14 protein-coding genes are annotated in these 14453 nt (G+C 43.0%); 9 read left to right on the top strand and 5 right to left on the bottom strand.

The window, feature by feature from the left end:
• Window positions 1-219 precede the first annotated feature (219 nt).
• The 6 genes from L4C38_RS11360 to L4C38_RS11335 all read left to right on the top strand — a co-directional run bounded on the left by L4C38_RS11360 (window position 220) and on the right by L4C38_RS11335 (window position 5536).
• A complete protein-coding gene (locus L4C38_RS11360) occupies window positions 220-2193 on the top strand; it encodes a TonB-dependent copper receptor (RefSeq protein WP_428797674.1) in 1974 nt (657 codons plus the stop codon).
• A gap of 213 nt (window positions 2194-2406) precedes the next feature.
• Window positions 2407-2592 (top strand): hypothetical protein, encoded by a 186-nt coding sequence (locus tag L4C38_RS11355; RefSeq protein ID WP_428797673.1) that lies wholly within the window; start codon window positions 2407-2409, stop codon window positions 2590-2592.
• A 111-nt stretch (window positions 2593-2703) separates the two neighbouring features.
• Window positions 2704-2973 (top strand): DksA/TraR family C4-type zinc finger protein, encoded by a 270-nt coding sequence (locus L4C38_RS11350; protein ID WP_428797672.1) that lies wholly within the window; start codon window positions 2704-2706, stop codon window positions 2971-2973.
• A gap of 275 nt (window positions 2974-3248) precedes the next feature.
• On the top strand, window positions 3249-4298 hold the full coding sequence (locus L4C38_RS11345; RefSeq protein ID WP_428797671.1) for an ethylbenzene dehydrogenase-related protein: 1050 nt from the start codon (window positions 3249-3251) through the stop codon (window positions 4296-4298).
• 153 nt (window positions 4299-4451) lie between these two features.
• Window positions 4452-4982: a multiheme c-type cytochrome gene (locus tag L4C38_RS11340; RefSeq protein ID WP_428797670.1), complete on the top strand. Its 531-nt coding sequence runs from the start codon at window positions 4452-4454 to the stop codon at window positions 4980-4982.
• 44 nt (window positions 4983-5026) lie between these two features.
• Window positions 5027-5536, top strand: a complete 510-nt coding sequence (locus L4C38_RS11335; RefSeq protein ID WP_428797669.1) for a cytochrome c3 family protein — start codon at window positions 5027-5029, stop codon at window positions 5534-5536.
• Window positions 5537-5624: 88 nt separating this feature from the next.
• Here L4C38_RS11335 and L4C38_RS11330 read toward each other — a convergent pair whose 3' ends face one another.
• The 4 genes from L4C38_RS11330 to L4C38_RS11315 all read right to left on the bottom strand — a co-directional run bounded on the left by L4C38_RS11330 (window position 5625) and on the right by L4C38_RS11315 (window position 8816).
• Window positions 5625-6575 (bottom strand): hypothetical protein, encoded by a 951-nt coding sequence (locus tag L4C38_RS11330; protein ID WP_428797668.1) that lies wholly within the window; start codon window positions 6573-6575, stop codon window positions 5625-5627.
• Between the two features lie 164 nt (window positions 6576-6739).
• On the bottom strand, window positions 6740-8068 hold the full coding sequence (locus L4C38_RS11325) for a hypothetical protein (RefSeq protein WP_428797667.1): 1329 nt from the start codon (window positions 8066-8068) through the stop codon (window positions 6740-6742).
• Window positions 8065-8346, bottom strand: a complete 282-nt coding sequence (locus tag L4C38_RS11320; protein ID WP_428797666.1) for a DUF2249 domain-containing protein — start codon at window positions 8344-8346, stop codon at window positions 8065-8067. The genes L4C38_RS11325 and L4C38_RS11320 overlap by 4 nt, the downstream gene beginning before the upstream one ends.
• 38 nt (window positions 8347-8384) lie before the next feature.
• Window positions 8385-8816 (bottom strand): hemerythrin domain-containing protein, encoded by a 432-nt coding sequence (locus L4C38_RS11315; protein WP_428797665.1) that lies wholly within the window; start codon window positions 8814-8816, stop codon window positions 8385-8387.
• 560 nt (window positions 8817-9376) lie between these two features.
• Here L4C38_RS11315 and L4C38_RS11310 point away from each other — a divergent pair.
• The 3 genes from L4C38_RS11310 to L4C38_RS11300 all read left to right on the top strand — a co-directional run bounded on the left by L4C38_RS11310 (window position 9377) and on the right by L4C38_RS11300 (window position 13327).
• On the top strand, window positions 9377-10942 hold the full coding sequence (locus L4C38_RS11310; protein WP_428797762.1) for an amidase: 1566 nt from the start codon (window positions 9377-9379) through the stop codon (window positions 10940-10942).
• 152 nt (window positions 10943-11094) lie between these two features.
• Window positions 11095-12093 carry a DUF2860 family protein gene (locus L4C38_RS11305; protein ID WP_428797664.1) on the top strand — a complete coding sequence of 333 codons (999 nt, stop codon included), beginning with the start codon at window positions 11095-11097 and terminating at the stop codon, window positions 12091-12093.
• A gap of 217 nt (window positions 12094-12310) precedes the next feature.
• Complete coding sequence (locus L4C38_RS11300) at window positions 12311-13327, top strand: helix-turn-helix transcriptional regulator (RefSeq protein WP_428797663.1); 1017 nt, start codon at window positions 12311-12313, stop codon at window positions 13325-13327.
• 142 nt (window positions 13328-13469) lie between these two features.
• Here L4C38_RS11300 and L4C38_RS11295 read toward each other — a convergent pair whose 3' ends face one another.
• The gene (locus L4C38_RS11295) at window positions 13470-14420 is read right to left on the bottom strand and encodes an endonuclease/exonuclease/phosphatase family protein (protein WP_428797662.1); all 951 of its coding nucleotides are present in this window, start codon (window positions 14418-14420) and stop codon (window positions 13470-13472) included.
• Window positions 14421-14453: the final 33 nt, after the last annotated feature.

Raw genomic sequence — 14453 nt, 5'->3', positions numbered from 1 at the left:
TACCTATCGTTTAACATGTAAAAATATAGTTATTAACTTAACAGTCACATTATTATTTGCATAGGAAAACAATCAGTTACCCATGGTTTCACCCTAAAGCGCGTGCTTGAGATCACGGCTTGCTGCGACCAATTGTCACACCTTTATCTTTCGCTATTGGTAATTAGCAACGGGGAAGTAACATTATCGAAACAATAATTGACATTCGAGATGTTAAATATGAATAAAAACAAAATTACTTCAGCCCTCTTTTTACCCGCTCTGATTTGGATACCTTCGACCATGGCATCTGAATGCGCAGGCGAAAAATGCAATGAGCAGATGATAGTGATGGCAGATCTTGCTGAGGATGGGTTGATCACCATCACTGATCCTAAATTACCACGGCAGCCACTGCCTTCATTTGACGGTTCCGGTTATCTAAAAACGATCCCCGGTTTTAGTGTGACAAGAAAGGGAGGCGCGGGCGGTGACATAAGCCTTCGCGGAATGGCTGGTTCTCGAATCAGCATCATTAACGATGGTCAGCAGCTAGCGGGCACGTGTGGCGGTCGAATGGACCCACCCACCAACTACATTAGCCCTGAAACCTATGACCAAGTTACCGTTATTAAAGGACCACAAACGGTTCGATACGGTCCTATGGGTTCTGCGGGAACGATTTTATTTGAACGCGAGCACGTTGGCTTTACCGAGCCCAGTGTTGAGGGGCGAGCCAGTATCACTGCAGGCAGTTTTGGGCGACAAGATTATCTCTCTGAACTTAAAGCAGGTAATGAGCATTATTATTGGAGCCTAGACATTAATGGTTCTAAAAGCGATAACTTCGAAGATGGTGGCGGGCAAGAAATCCAATCACGTTATGATCGCCAGAATATTAATACTGCCATCGGTTTTACTCCAAGCTCTGACAGCCTAATTGAAGTGAGTTATGGAACTTCAAGCGGAGAGGCTGAATATGCCGATCGACTCAATAAAGCGCGCACGATTGATAATGAAAATTGGTCTCTGATCGCGGAAAAAGAGTTTGATTACCAAGTGTTGCGTGAGTTGAAATTCCAAGGTTATTGGAATGAAAATGATCACATCATGGATCAGTTTGACCGCTCGATTGATATCAGTGCACCTTTACCGTTTGGTGCTAACCCTCGCCGTACTACTTTGGGTGGTTATATTTGGGCTGAATTAGATCTCTCTAACGACTCAACTGCGCTAGTCGGTATTGACCATATCAACCAAGTGCAAGATATCAGAGGGGGAACCAGCTTAGATCAACTGTTAGCGGCAAGCTACCAAGATATCTTTAGCCAGCAAAATTGGGGGCTTTTTGTCGAACTAGAGAACGCTTTCGCTCAAGGCACACTGTATAGCGGGCTACGTTATGATAACTGGCAAACAGAGTTAATGGGAAGCTGGGCGAGCAGTAGCAAAGAGAATCAACGTGATGACGATTTCTTCAGTGGATTTGTTCGCTATGAGCACCAAATTGATGCCCATCAGCTTTATGCTGGTGTTGGTCACTCTGAACGTATCCCTGATTACTGGGAAACAATGAAAGCAGGCAGAATGTTGACATTGGATTCGGAAAAAACCGATCAATTAGACATCGGTTGGAGTTACTCAAGCTTTGCAACACTCTCTGTTTCTCTATTTTATGCCAAGCTGAGTGACTACATCCTTATTGATACGCAATCTATGCCCAATGCACGCAATATCGATGCGACGTTATATGGCGGTGAAGCCTCTCTTGAGTATGCTTTGAGTCAACGGTTGTCCACTACAGCTACCGTTGCTTACAGCCACGGTGATAATGATACAGACAACGTACCACTAGGGCAGGTTTCACCATTAGAAGGGCGGTTAATGCTGAACTACGAATACAATAATTGGTCGTTTGGCAGCTTGTGGCGCATCGTAGCTAAACAAGATCGTGTTGCTATTGGTCAAGGCAATATTGTCGGGCAAGACTTAGGTGAAAATGCAGGATTTGGTATCTTTTCGCTTAATGGCGCGTATCAATATGATGACCAATTGCAACTTAGCTTTGGCATCGACAACTTATTTGATAAAGAATACGCCGAGCACATTAGCAAAGCAGGCAGCGGTAACGACGCACTACCAATCGAAGATAGAACAATGAAAGTAAATGAACCCGGGCGAACGCTATGGGCAAAGCTGGATTTCCAGTTCTAATCATCAGCTAACTTCGGCACCAACGTTTACACCAAAGATGTCATTTATCATGCTTGAGCTAGAGCCAACCCTCTAGCTCATTTCATGTGAATAAGGCTGCTCCAATCTGCTTCCTCGCAATAAATCACAAAGTCACCTGAGTCAAAGCGCATCTCATTCTGCTGGTGGTTATCTATACTTAATACAGGTGGTCAGAAGATAAGGTGGCTACATATGGACTTTACAGACAAAATCCGTTTACGCGGTAAAGCTGAAGAAGATCTATTCTTTGCTAAGTTAGATCGCCTGCTCATTCAAGCGATGCATGAAAAACAGCAACATGAAGAAGAGTTGTTAAAATCAGCAGCGCAAGATATTGCTAACGCATCATCTTTGATGGATGAAGGCAAATCACGATAATATTTGTATTATTACTTCTAAGTAATAGTGATTAATAATTCCGGCGATTATCAAAGCGTGCTTGATAATAGATAATGATTTCCTAGTCATTCATTACGTTTGGAGACCATTATGGCTAATGGATTTACCAGAGATGGTGGCGTTCAAGAACAAATCGATGCCACTGTTATTGATGCAATTAACCGCGCTCGCGCGCACCTCCATAAAGAATACAACGACACTGAATATTGTTTAGAGTGTGGCGATCTGATCCCATACGCACGCAGACAAATCATACCGGGTGTTGAGTTATGTATAGAGTGCCAGGAGAAAGAAGATGTTCGTGCCAAGGCAATTAATAGCTTCAATCGAAGAGCGAGTAAAGACAGCCAGTTGCGTTAATTTACCAGTATACGGATACGCCTAATTAAAAACCGCCCATGTATTAGGGCGGTTTATTGTCATCAGCTCATCGGATGTAACAACCAAACCCAATTAGTCTCTCCTCCCTTCCAAAGATAGTTAAAAACTCTTCAGATAAGTGGCGAGTTTATTTCGACTGAATATGACGGTGTATCAATATCAAATGAAGCAATTCGTGCCTGTTTGATTGAAAAATAACCATACACTTTCTAAGCTTATTTTAACAAAGTTAAGAGTGAACTTAGGAGTGAGTTGTGAGATATAGCATGGTAACGACTAGTATCTTAACGGTTGTAGTATTGGCTCCCATTAACAGTATTTTGGCAAAAGAGATGGTATTGGAGAGCGGTAAGGCAACGTCAACGCTTGTTATTGATGGTGAAGTGGATGCAGCTTGGGATAACGCGACGCCATTAAATGTAAGGGTAAATAAGCTGCCGTATAAACCGAACAATGGTTATGAAGGAATGAAGAGAACCAATGTAGAGCTTAAGTCAGTCTATGATGGTGAATATATATATTTCCTTGTTACCTATGATGACCCTACAAAAAGTTTTGAGCGATTTCCTTGGGTAAGGCAGGAAGATGGAAGCTGGAAACAACTGATGAATAAAGACAGTACAGGGCATGACAATACTTACTATGAAGACAAATTTGCAATGTATTGGAACATCAATGCTGATGGTTTTGCCGAAAAAGGGTGTAACGCTGCTTGCCATCGAGCGAAAGATGGCATGAATGCCGGAAGAAAAGATGCTAATCCTGCAAGAAAATATACTTTAAGTGAAGATGAATTTATCGATATGTGGCACTGGAAAGGGGTTCGAACCGCAGCCCATAATCAACTTGATGACCAATACGTTGACAGTAATACCGACCCTAAGCAAAACAAAGGATGGGGTCGTAAAGGTGACAGTAAAACTGGAGGTGGTTACGTTAATAATATTAAAGATGGGCAACCCACTTACGTTGCTGACGATCTAACCAACGAAACCCTATTGATTTTGGAGTCAGAGAAAAAACCATTTACTGCTGACTATGATAAGACAGAGCGTATACCGGGTTTAACCGGAGCGCCATTTATGGGGTCACGGGGTGATGTGGAAGTAGCTGCTGTCTGGGCTGATGGTGTGTGGACGTTAGAGATGAAACGCAAATTAGTTACTAGCGGCGAAAATGCGGAGACGCAAGATGTCCAATTCAAGGACTTGAGTCAGCCTTATCCATTTGGTGTAGCCGTTTTTGATAACTCTCAAATTAATCATATTTATCATCGTGGCGTGATCAATCTTGAGTTTAAGTAATTACTTTTATTAGGGGGAATAAGGTTGCGTTGATTAACCTTATTTTCCGACAAGCTGTTTCAAATGATTGCTAATCGAATGACTGCCATTATGACCTTCGTAATTTTTAGATATGTGTTTGTTTTTCTGTGCCTAAGCTGCTCACAATTTCTAATGGCATCAACACTGCAACCCAATCAATCAGCGAAAGGGTTTGATTCTCAAGTCAGTAATGAAATTGAAATGGCACAATTGGTGAAGGAAAACCAACGCTGCATTCGCTGCCATAGAAAGACGCGCTTAATCAAAAACATTGCGGCTATCACCTCTTCTGGCAAACATTCTAGTACTGAGTTTTTTAATAACTGCACAGCATGCCACGGGGTAAAAGGAATGCATCCCAAGGATGGCATGCTTGATACGGTTGTGCCTTTTGATGACCACGCTGATATCGATGTCTTTTCGCAGAATCAAACATGTATTGCTTGCCACTCGCCAGCGGTTTTAAGAGAGGTTGAGTGGACTCATGATGTCCATGCAAACAAGATGACATGTGCTACTTGTCATAGCATGCATACTGATTCTGACCCGATTATTGGGATCAGTCGTAAGGTCCGAATTGGGCTATGTATCATGTGTCATGAAAGTCTGGTTCGCGGGAAAAATCATGATGAAAACAGTACTAAGCCGAAGCCCAATAAATGAAATGAATAGTAAGGGTGGCGTAGATATTATCAGGAGTCAGTTTTATGAAATGTTTCCCTAGTTTATCTTGTGACTTGTTGTCTACTTTGTTGTTAGTGAGTCTATTTTTGGTGTTTGCCGGGCAGTTTGCGTACGCTGATGAGTTACCAAACCCAGAAGATGACACTTTGGCAAACTTCCATCTATTAGATGAAACTTGTTCAGGGCAATGTCATGAAGGCGAAGAAGTGTCGGATGATTTGGTGTTTGAATATCAAAGCTGTATCGAGTGTCATGACTCCCTCGCTAACCTTGAGGGAAGCCAGCACAATATCAAGCACCAAGAGAGCGAACAGATGGAGTGCGTAGAATGCCATATGCCCCATGAAGAGTTTGATCCGAAAGAGATCTGTATTGATTGTCATGACGAGGAGGATGAAGAACTGTCAGAATTCTATTCTGCTCGAATCGAGCGCTTTATCCGAGATGGTGCTGTTATAAATGCACCTCATCTACATAAGATCCATTCTTATGTTATCTATTTTTCTTTAATAAACATTCCGAGTAAGTACTGAGTGGTAACGAGCACTGTTCATCAGACCTTTACGCTTGGAAGTGAGGCAGACCACTTCATTAGACCCGCCCACTGGGTTTTCTGTTAATTTACCGCCATAAATCTTTGTTTGGATCGCTGCTTTCTATCCAAGCTTGTTCTTCTCTGGCTTTTAAGTACAGTTGCAAGCCGTTATACGATGCGAATGCAGCGGGTCCACCAAGATGTTCGAATTCATCGAAGTAATCGTCTTCTAAGTGGCACAGCTCTGCGAGAGTATGCGCCTCTTTATCCATCGCCCATTTGATGGCAAATGTTGGGGCGATAGTGCCAGAAATTAAGACCTCGGTAATGGAATGATCAACCGCACCGCTAGAGATCAGATCAAACGCCGCTTGTTGTTTTTCCGTTTCTTGAACGCTAATTTCATCAATTATTTGCGCGCGGCGAGCGTTAGAAATGCGCTTGTTCAATTTTGCTATTTTCAATGCATGATCAAATCGGCTCGGCGTCACAATAGCAATAAGCTGAGTGAGCAGTTCTCTATCCACATCAATAGCATCCACAAAGAAATCGATACAGGTATTTAATGACAAATAGTTGGTACCGTTAAACTCGAATCCACTCGTATCATCAAAACTATCTAATGGAATGTCATCCATACTGACAGCCCAACCCTGAAACGCCACTCGCTGTTTGGCTATTTCATACATTTGCCAAGCACTTTTGCCAAAACCGCCCAAGATGGCGCCGGAAAAATCACTGTCGACTAGTTCTTGCTCTGTCCAGTTCTCACCAATAGCTAAGTGCTTGGTGTATTTGGAGATAAGCGCTTGCTTGATGCTGGCACGTAGCGCCCAAATCGAGTTTAAGTTATTTGGGTAGGTGAAAGACTGGCATTCACTACATGCTGGTATCGACATTGCGGCGTGCTCAAGGTAGATGCATGACTCAGCGTTAGGTGGGAAATGTAGGGCCGTCGATGACGGCTCCCCACAAAACCAGCAGATATGGCGAAGATTAAAGGGAATGTCTATTGATGTATGAAATTGAGTTGGCATGGTGTTTTTGAATTTATTTTGATTGACGCAGTTTACTCGGTAAATTTGTCAATGTATCTAGTGATGTTGTCGCTCTCTGGTTAATTGTCGGCTTGCATAGAACTTGGCAACGAGTATCCCGTTGCCGACTTCTCAGAGTTTGATCTCATTGATATGAAGAGCCATTAAATTGATATCTTAGGCGCACTAAGCAGCTTGCCCCTATACTCGCGATATAACCTGATTGCGCCATGCATATTATACGCAATAACTAGCCAGTTAATCGCAAATATAATAGCCATCAGCGGGGTCGTTGCCGGTAGTAAAAAAGCCAACCACAGCGTAACAAGCAGTGCAAGATAAGTGAAAAACTGCCGCTTCATACGAACTCTGCTGATCAGCTGATAGTGATCAGGCAATGGGATCATTGCCATTGGATTTTGCATCATGATGCGTTGTAAGTGCAGTGAAATCAGAAAGGGTACTATTTTAAGTAGCATGCCTTGAACTATCGCCAAAACAAAACCAAAGCCAAATAAGAAGCCTAATAACACCTCAAGCTTGGTTTGCCATAATATCGCCCATGCTGGTTTGGCAAACGGTAGAATTAACCATAGCAATAGTGAGCACGCTAGCATCAGGTTAACCAAACCCATCTGCCAATAATTGATCACTACATCGGGTAGCTTACGCTTACGTTTGGTTAAACGTTCTAAGCTGATCACGCAATAGAGTAGGGTAGCAAAAATGCATAGTAGCCATCCCCAAGCCCAGCCCGAAGCAAGAGTAAAACCAAATATTTCTGCACTGGCTAAAGTTAACCCTATGACCAACAAAATAATTAAAGCATGCTGCCATTTTGGGTTATAAGGAGGCGTGACATGAAACATCGGAATAACCTGAAAGCTTACAGCCATCACCAGCAACATAATCCAGCCAAAGCTGCCAATACCAGCATGTAGATTAGTCAGAATTTTTCCAGTAGCTGGCATATAGCCCCATAAATAACCACTGAGTAAAACTAGCCCAATAAGAAGTAAGACTGAAAGTGCCAAGATGGAAAATAGAATAGGTAAACGAGTTTGTTCGCCTTTTGCTTTTGTTACCAACAACCAAGCTAGTGCTAGGCTAAAGTAGCCAAGGCTTAAACCTAGCAAAATAAATGGAAACAGAAAGCTTAACCAGCCAAGAAAAGCGGCAGCTAATGTTAAAACACCAGTGACCAATGTGGCGTGAAGTAGGTGTAAGCGCCAGCCCGTGATTGGAATGGCGGCACCACATAACACAGGCATTACCTGAAACAGTGAGCCGATCATGATCATCGCCATTACACCCAGTGCGATTAAATGAGTTATTGCAAGGGTGACGGGCATCCAACGGCTAAGCCAAAGGGTTTCACCATGCAGCGCAATCATTATGGCGCCCAATAGTGCAAAACCAGTTGCCGTAAGATAAAAGCGAATAGGCGATGAGATGGGCGGGATGGCTTCAAAGTTAAGCCCTGTCATTCTCATAGCGGATTATTCTCACGACTTAGTTGCTCCGCTAATGTTTTGGCTTTGTCATCCTCTAGGTGCCAAAAATAGAGCTGGAAATGGGACGGAGTGATCTCCTCACAAAGATATTCAAAGCGCCCGGTGAGCATTTCAAATAGTGGAACGGGTTTGCGTCTATGTTTTACCGCTAATACTTCACCCATAGCCAATCTTTGCAAAGCAGCGGTGATCACGTGCATTGGTTGTGGTGGCTCTAGCTCACACACATCTAACTGCGTTACTTGGCTTAAATCCATTCCGTCCTCATTGAGTTTTATTGATTGATTCAGAGTGCTTAGTGAGAACTCATCTGCTCAACAATTTCGGCACTATTGCTAAGATGGTTGTCAGTCATTGGGTATAGAATCTGCTCTTCTTTCATGTTGTGTTGTTGAATGAAGATCATAATGCTTTCACTGCTACCCATTGCTCGCTCAATGTCTTGTTTTTCAATGGCTAATCCCATTTGCTCGAACATTGCCTTAATTTGAGCATGTTCGTGGCGCATAACCATAGTTGGTCCTGCAGTCATGCCGGTTTGTTCTTCAAAGGCTGGGAATAGGATCTGCTCTTCAAGATCGAAATGATGGAGAGTTTCTTTTTCAAACTTCCCCCAAAGTTCGGCAAAGGCAGCCCAGTCTTTGTTGGCTAACATCGCTTCAGCTTCCACTAGAAGGTTGTCACATGTCTTATGGTGCTGAGTCATAAACTCTTGAATTGATGCCATTGTCGGTTCCTCATCATGGTTGTCTTTGCTCCAGATTATTGATGATATCTGACGCAAATAGTGAAATCTATGCTAACTAAGTGGTAGTTCTACTTTGGTTTGCCAATACTGCTCTATTCCCATGGGTTATGAAATGCAATCACTCAATAATTTCAATATATACCCGTCATACTTGAAGTTGCAGCGGTGTTGGCTGTGTTCGTGCGTCCCAATCACATAGTTCACCTATGCTCAGGGGACTTTCTTACTTGCCGCCTACCTGCATCTTCAAGTTTCTTGGGTATAGGCTAAAAAACAAAGCGAACAGTTATCCTGACAAAAGCATGGTCATTGGCTTGTTTATTTTACCCTACGTTGGAAAGTTCAGTGTTTAAATGAGCTAAATAACAGCCAGTTTGGCGTAATTGGCACATAAGCTGTCGCTATTTGTCGAGTCGGAGGGCAATGTTTTAAGTAATCTATATGCATCAGCTTACGGAAAGGACGTTAGACGAATAGCCTGAGATGCCTAGGCTATGACATACGGATTGTAGGCTCACCTTATTATAAGGCTAGAAATGATGAATTTAAATGACCTGAAGCGTCGAGATTTTTTTAAAGTGATGGGTAAAGGGGCTGTAACTGCGGCTGCTCTGACTTTGCCTGTTACTGTGTCTGTATCTGCTAATCAGAATGTCCCTGCTGACTTCCAAAGCCCTCAGGCACCACTTGATGCAACGGCGATGGCAGAATTGGTTCGAAGTAAAAAAATAACACCAAAAGAATTGATACAAGAAGCGATCTACAAGATCAAGCAAACCAACCATCAGGTAAACGCAGTTGTTGCTGAATGCTATGATTTAGCGCTAGAACGAGCGGATTCAATTAACCCTTACTCTCCATTTGCGGGTGTTCCATTTTTAGCCAAAGATTGTGTGGATGTAGAAGGTTTAGACAGCACGCTGGGTTCTATATTGAACAAAGGTAGAAGACCAGAGTCAACGTCTTGGTTTATTCAAGCGGCGCATAATGCTGGCCTAAATACGATAGGAATGTCTAACATTCCAGAGATGATGACGTTAGGTTGTACGCAAAATCCTCTCTATGGGGCGACTCGTAACCCTTGGGATCTTCGTAAAGGTGTACATTCCTCGACGGGCGGAGGAGCGGCTGCGGTCGCGGCCGGTTATACCCCAATAATCCATTCAACGGATGGTGGCGGCTCATCAAGAATGCCAGCATCAGCGACGGGGATATTTGGCTATAAACCAAGTCGCGAGCAATTAATTACTGGGCTTCCCAATGGTTCAACAATGGAAGACTTTACTCATCAGTCTTTCATGTCTCGCACTGTGCGAGATACGGCTCTGGCTATTTCCGTGACAGAAAACCACGTAAAAGATAGCTTTGCAACGGGATTTCCTCGAACGCCTATCGGTATGGTACATACCCCTTTGAATCGTCAAATTCGAGTGGGTGTTACAATGCGAGATATATATGGAAGATTGCCAGATGAAGATACACAAGCGGCAATTAAATCTACCGTTAAGCTATTAGAGCAGCTCGGACACATTATGGTTGAAATCGAGCAACCTGTTAAAGATGGCGAGCAGTTTATGCTTAACTATATGGGGGTGTTTGGCTCAAAAATGGCTAGCTTGGCCGCGCAATTTGATGTGTTAGGAACCCCGTTAGAATCAATGGCGGACAAGGTAAGCGATAACGTTACTTACTTAGCTCGAACTATGCAGCAACGGGTGCTACAAAACCCTAACTTGTATCAAGAATCGCAGGGGGGATGTCATGCGTTCGCATTGAAACATAACCGTGAGTTCTTCAATGCTATCGATGTTTGGTTAACCCCTTGTGCACATCATTCGCCTAAAGATATTAGCTACTTTGATCAAAAGCAGCACTCCGGAGAAGAGATCTGGAAACGTTCAGAAGAGCTAATGTCATATACACCAGTTGAGAATGTAGCGGGCAACCCTGCGATGTCAGTGCCGCTTTATTGGACTAAAGAGAAGATGCCGGTTGGTAGTCACTTTTCAGCCGCGCGTGGCAATGACCGATTGTTGTTTGAGCTTGCTTATCAGCTTGAAGTTGCGCGCCCATGGGCTGATAAAAAAGCGCCAATCTTTGTGTGACAACAGCGAATGCATTACTGAAGTTACACCTGTTGAAATGACCAGTGCAATACCGATGGTTACAAGCTATGTTAGGTTCAACCTACCTTAGACGGTATGAAATCTCAGGTTCTCTAACTCATTATTTATTAAAAATTTAAGAGCCACATGCTATGAAATATATCTTTCCTGCTTTAGTGTTATCAACCGTGCTCACCGCTCCTGTCTTTGCCGCATTGGCTCCTGAGCAGGGGTTCAGTGGAAATGTCACCGTATTAACCGGTATTACATCGAACTCAAGCAACTTGGATGTTGAGCAAGACAGAACGCAAAGTGAGCCTGATTTATACGCTTCAGGGAGCGGGGAAACAAATATTTCTGCCGGTTTGTTGGGGGCGGTTCAGTACACATTTGGTGACACACTAAACAAACAGTTTTTCATGGGAACTTCACGAGAGGATATTGTTACTGGTTCACTCGCGTTTGAAATCGGCTATCGCCAACAACTTGCAAGTGGCATGGTGGTTGATGTGTCAGTGCTACCAACGCTCATTTCAGGTGATGTATGGGATGATCCGTACGCTGTTGATCAAGCAAGAGAAGAGAGTGATTTAACTGGTAACGTAATTCGTATGCAGCTTTCCCAAATTGCAGGTTCTCACTTTGATATCGACATGGCTGCTGGCGAATCAGACGTAGATAATGAAAAGTCAGGCACCAAGGGTTTGGGTCTTTCTATTGAAGACCAGGCGCTATTAAAGCGTGGGCGAAAATACTATTACCTCAAAACAGGTTATCGCTACGTCTTAGAAGATCATCAAGGGCTTGTGATGCCTTCATTGAATGTTTTCAGCTCAGACTCAAAAGGTGAAGCTCTCTCATTTTTCAGTTATGGGGGGGAAATTAGCTATGCGCGTAAAATTAATAAACACGGTTTTGTATTGACCGCTAGCGCAGCAAAGCGAGATTATGATGCCCAGAACCCGATTTACCAGCAAACGCGTGAAGACAAAGAATTCGGTGTTTTTTTTGCGTATGAATATGCCGATGTCATGGGCTATGAAAACTGGGCTCTCGTTTCATTGGTAGGTGCCAAAACCATCCAATCTAACATTGATTATTACACGTCAGAACAGTACATCGTTTCTATTGGTTTAGATTATAAGTTCTAGCCTCTGACGGCTAACTTATCGTTGCCAATGTACAATGATAAGTTAGTACCATCGTCGAAACACTAAAATCCTGACTACTTTGAGCGCTATCATTGCGATCACCTCACCAATAATTGAGAAGAAAACCTCTTTTATCCCGTCCTCTGATATTATTTCTCGCTATCTATGCAGCCACGCATAGAAATATAAGAATGGATGCATTAGCTAGCGAGTAATTATGGCAACGGACTTTAGTACCCAACTTCCCATTTTTTGGTTTAGCATCCTTGATGCTGCTATACGAGATAGAATGGAAAGTAGCGCAGAAATATGGGGGGGCAATTCGCAATATGCCGAATTATGTTCTGCGGATTCGGTCTCGGCTTATCAAATAGAACATGCAGTTGTTGAGTTCTATGATCTCTATGGCTCAGAACTCATCAATGTGTTTAATCAATCTTCCGATTTTTTTGATGAGTTAGATGTGGGTGCGCCAATATTGACAATCCTTACAGCACCTACCTTGAGTTCGTTTTGTGATTTGCTGTGTCGTTATTCAGTTCATATCCATCCGCTGTTGAAAATAATTAGCCGTGAGACAGAAAAAGGTGAGATAGAGCTCTGGACGGTCACTCATGAGTTCGTTGATGAAGTGACCTTGATGAGTCACTTGAGCTTAGGTCTTTATCTTAGTGTTATTTTGAAGCTTATTCGCAGCTATTTAAAAGCCCCTAATCTACGCCTGCCTGTATACATTAATAAAATTACTGTTGGTGGTGAAGTTACGTCGGTGTTCGAACGTGTTTTCAATATTGAACTTAAGCAAGGTTATCCAGCGAGATACTTCCTATTCAGTAAAGAAATAGTCGAGAAGGTGCATCGTAAGTATAACCCTGAGCTACATGAGGGTCTTAAGGTGCTGGCTGAGAAACAGACAACTAATGTTTTAGAACGTAGCGTTATTTTCAAAGTTAATGACGTGTTCAGAAACAAGGAAGTTATCGATATTACCTTAGATAGTGTGGCGTTAGCGCTTAATATGAGCGCAAGAACCTTGAACCGAAAACTGCAGCAAGAAGGTGTCAGTTTTCGTCGCCTTTATGACAAATACCGTTTAGAGCAGAGCCTAAAGATGCTTAATCAACAAAATATCAGTGTTACGCATGTTGCGCATGAAATGGGTTTTTCTGACTCAAGTGCGTTTAGCCGAGCACTTAAAAGGTGGACCGGAGAGTCGCCGAAAAACAGAGGCTAGTGAATGCGAATTCGAGCGAAAGTCCTCAATACCTAACGTATCCTGAGCATTTGCAGAAAGAAAAAACTTTGAAGGCACTTTTGTTCTCTCAAAGTTAACGCCTAGTATTTGAATTGCTTGCTCTTCACCGAATCAAACCCTTTTAGAGAACAAAACGCACAGTGGCTGCGACGAAGGCGTGGTCACTGGCTTGCTTATCTGTAGCGTAAATTGGGTTGATTAGGTGCTTGTCTACAACCTGATAAGCCGACACATCTGCTAAAGAGTATTGGGAGTCTGGTTGGAATTCCTGTGAGAGCAAAATGTAGTCTAAAACATTGCCTTTGGCGAAATGGTAATGAGTTGGAGTGCGCTCTAATTCCGGCTGCTTTTCACTAAAGATGTCCCAACTATCTGCTAATTTTAGCCGAGTAGAATCATGATTCGATTCACTGGTGAGTAACCCAGTTATATCGCTACTCAAAGGTTGGTTCATGTCACCCATTAGTACGGTTGGAATAGGGTGACGCGCGTATTGTTCTTCCATAAACACCCGCAACATTACTGCTTCCCATGCTCTTTGTTGGCTTGATAACCATCGCCCAATCAGAGGGTGAGCCTGTTCTGGGTTGTGACTTTCTGTTGCTCTTTGTGATTTTAAGTGACAAACGTAAACCGCAACCTCACCAATATCAGGTACATCAACCACAGAATAAAGAGGTTTGCGGCTGAATTCAGGAAGTGAAGCTTGGTAATTATCTGCTATAAAATCTAAGGGAAATACGGCTTCTATACGAGTTATCGGGTACTTTGAGGCTAAGGCGACCACTGGTTGGGTATAGATATAGTCGCTTTCTACATGAGGCAGGTCAACGCTAGCAAAGTAGGGATAACCCATCTGTTCAAATAGGTCTCGTGCGGCATCAATGCTAAAGACTTCTTGGATACCGACAATATCGGCATTTAGTATCTGAATGTTATGTTGCGTCCATAGGCACTTTTCTCGCCAAGCATCGCTTTCATAAATATTCTCAAAGTCATAAAAAGCGCTAGGCGGTTCAATGAAGTTAAATAAGTTGGCAGTTGCAAAGGTGAGTGCTTTGTCTGTTATCAAGGATTAGACCTTACTGGCAGCGGTGAGAGGTTT

Source organism: Vibrio kasasachensis (assembly GCF_050337565.1).
Lineage (GTDB): Bacteria > Pseudomonadota > Gammaproteobacteria > Enterobacterales > Vibrionaceae > Vibrio > Vibrio kasasachensis.
The sequence above is the reverse complement of the archived record's forward strand: the minus strand, read 5'-3'. Positions and strand labels throughout refer to the sequence as shown.